3 protein-coding genes are annotated in these 2,873 nt (G+C 45.9%); all 3 read left to right on the forward strand.

Annotation, left to right across the window (positions count from 1 at the left end):
• Positions 1–1,051 (forward strand): peptidylprolyl isomerase (locus tag IH879_22090; protein ID MCH7677617.1); only part of this gene is annotated, 1,051 nt, incomplete at its 5' end.
• 20 nt (positions 1,052–1,071) lie between these two features.
• Entirely contained in the window at positions 1,072–1,581 is a 510-nt protein-coding gene (locus IH879_22095; protein MCH7677618.1) for a DUF456 domain-containing protein, read from the forward strand.
• A gap of 115 nt (positions 1,582–1,696) precedes the next feature.
• Positions 1,697–2,611 carry a DUF4350 domain-containing protein gene (locus tag IH879_22100; GenBank protein ID MCH7677619.1) on the forward strand — a complete coding sequence of 305 codons (915 nt, stop codon included), beginning with the start codon at positions 1,697–1,699 and terminating at the stop codon, positions 2,609–2,611.
• The last annotated feature ends 262 nt before the right edge of the window (positions 2,612–2,873 follow it).

Genomic DNA, 2,873 nt, shown 5'->3' on the forward strand with positions numbered 1-2,873 from the left:
GGTTTTGCTGGTGAAGGCCAAGGAAGACAGCATCGTAGTAACCGACAGGCAAATTGACGGCACCCTCGATGAGCAAATTAATCGCATGATTCAGCAGCTTGGTTCCCAGGAGAGACTCGAGGAATACTTTGGCGGCATCTCATTGCGGCAAATTCGTCGTGACTTTCGTGGTGAGATAGAAGAGAGGTTGTTAGTAGATAATTTGAAGCAGCGAAAGGATTTTGAGGTAAAAATTTCCCGGAGAGAAATCGAAGGGTTTTACCGTGCTTTTAAAGACAGTCTTCCGGAGGTGAATGAATCGGTGAAGATTAGCCATATTCTGGTTCAGGTAGAAGCAAGTCCTGCCGCAGTAAAAGCTGCTGAAGAGAAAACCGAGGGAATTTTGCAAAGGTTAAAAAAGGGAGAGGCGTTTGCCAAGTTAGCCCAGGAATTTTCAGAAGATCCCGGGTCCGCAACCAGGGGTGGCGACCTGGGGATGATGAAGCGCGGAGATTTAGTCCCGGAGTTTGAAGAGGTGGCCTTCGGCTTAGAGCCCGGTGAGATTTCCGAAATCGTACGATCTCGCTTTGGTCTGCACATCATTCAACTCATCACGAAAGGCGGCGAGAAAATAAATCCGCGGCATATTTTGATTCGCCTGGATACTTCGGCAGAGGATGAAAAAAGAACCGTGGAAAACATCGAGGATTTAAGAGCCAAAATTCTGACCGGGGAACTTACCTTTGCTGATGCGGCTAAGGAGTACTCAAAAGATGAAACAACCGCTTCGAAAGGCGGCGATCTGGGTTGGTTTGATGTCGACCAATTCCAGGTTCCGGCATTTAAGGACGCCATTTTAGGCTTAAAACCGGGAGACCTCTCACAGCCCAAAAAGACCCAGTTTGGTTATCACTTGATTAAGCTTGAAGACAGAAAACCCACCAGGAAACTGAACATCTCAGAAGATTGGGAACAGTTGGAGCTCTGGGCGCTAAACTTGAAGCGCAAAAAAGAATTTGAAAAGTTTGTGGAAGAGTACAAGAAAGACGTTTATATTGAGAGAAAGCTTTAAACTGCTGTGAAGGAACAGCAATGATCATTCTCGAAATCTTCGGACACATTCTTTTTTGGATTGTCATGCTTGTGGGTATTGCTGTCATACCTTTTGGCATTCCGGGAACATTTGTAATTGTCGCCAACGCTCTTGTTTTTGCCTGGCTGACTGATTTTTCAGAAGTGACCTGGAAGTTTTTAGGACTTCTGCTGCTGATCGCCGTCGCGGTCGAGGTTCTGGAATTTTTCATTGGCGCCGCCACCGCCGGAAAATACGGCGCTTCAAAATTGGGCATGCTTGGCGCAATTGTCGGTGGATTCTTAGGCGCCATCTGGGGTACAGGGATTGCTCCCCTTTTAGGAACGCTTTTAGGCGCATTTGCCGGTGCATTCGCGGGCGCGACATTGTTTGAATACATTAACACAAAAGATTTCGAGAAATCTTTGCGAGTAGGATTTGGCGCGTTTCTTGGAACGGTCGGCGGCAAACTCACGAAAATAGCCGTGGCCGTGGCCATGGTGGTGATGGTTGGGTTTCAGGTTTTTTAGAAAGTGTTTAAGTGTTAGGGTGTTCGAGTGTTAACGTGTCCAATAAATAGGGGAAGATTAGTTTATGAGAACTATGTGAATTGAAACAGTTTCGATGCCCGGTAAGGAGCAAATATTGAGAACGTCTGGTTTTATTTTGGCTATTGTCCTGACCGCGCTGAACCTGCAAGCCCAGCAGGTAGGCGATCCGGATTTTGATCCGACACTTCAATCACCGGTATATGAAAAAGGCACCGGCCCAGCTCTATTTATCGACGAAGCACGCAACAATTTTCACACCTTGAATGGACGTTACAAATCATTTGCAAAACTGCTGCAAAAAGACGGCTACAATTTAAAAGTTTTTGCAGAGGAGTTTTCAGAGACCGGCTTGGAAAATGCCAAAATTCTGGTCATTGCAAATGCGCTTCACGAAAGTAATATTGAGGACTGGATCCTGCCTAACCCTTCTGCCTTCACAAGGGATGAAATTGCCGCGGTAGCCGATTGGGTCAAAGAAGGCGGGTCTTTATTTTTAATCGCGGATCATATGCCCTGTCCTGGAGCTGCAGCCGATTTGGCGGCTGCTTTCGGATTTGAGTTTAATAATGGCTTTGCCTTTGATACCACCCGGCAGGCAAACGACTTCTTCACTCGTGAAAACAAGACCCTTAAATCTAATAGCATTACAAATGGCAGAAACGAGGCCGAGAAAATAGACTCGGTCGTATCCTTTACCGGCCAGGCCTTCAAAATTCCGGAGGCAGCTGAACCCTTGCTGGTCCTTAATTCAAATTTCATTTCAAGCATGCCGGATACGGCCTGGGTCTTTCGGGAAGATACGCCGAGAATTCCTGTTGGTGGTTGGTCACAGGGTGCGTTTATGAAATTTGGCAAAGGCCGTTTAGCGGTATTTGGCGAAGCCGCCATGTTCACAGCCCAGGTTTCTGGAAAAAGCAAAAGGAAAATGGGCATGAATCATCCGGCGGCAAAACAGAACGCACAATTTTTTTTGAATGTCATTCACTGGTTGGATGGTTTGATTGAGTGATCGTTTAATGATCTTTTGTGTAGCCATATCGAGTCGGATAACAAGGATAACAAGGGGAAAGGAGGGCACTTTTTGGACTTAAGTGACGTTTTTACTAAAGCTTAATCAAGAATTCCATATCGACAAGAAGTTGTCATCTATAAGAGTTTATCCGAGTCGGTAATGAATATGTTATGTGTTTAGTTGTAGAGGCAAAGCTTGTGTCAGACGCGAGGTTGTGTTCCGAGGTAAAAGGTTATGCTAATACTTGGTCGGTTCTGAC

The sequence above is a fragment of the candidate division KSB1 bacterium genome, assembly GCA_022562085.1.
In the GTDB taxonomy this organism is placed as follows: Bacteria; Zhuqueibacterota; Zhuqueibacteria; order Oceanimicrobiales; family Oceanimicrobiaceae; genus Oceanimicrobium.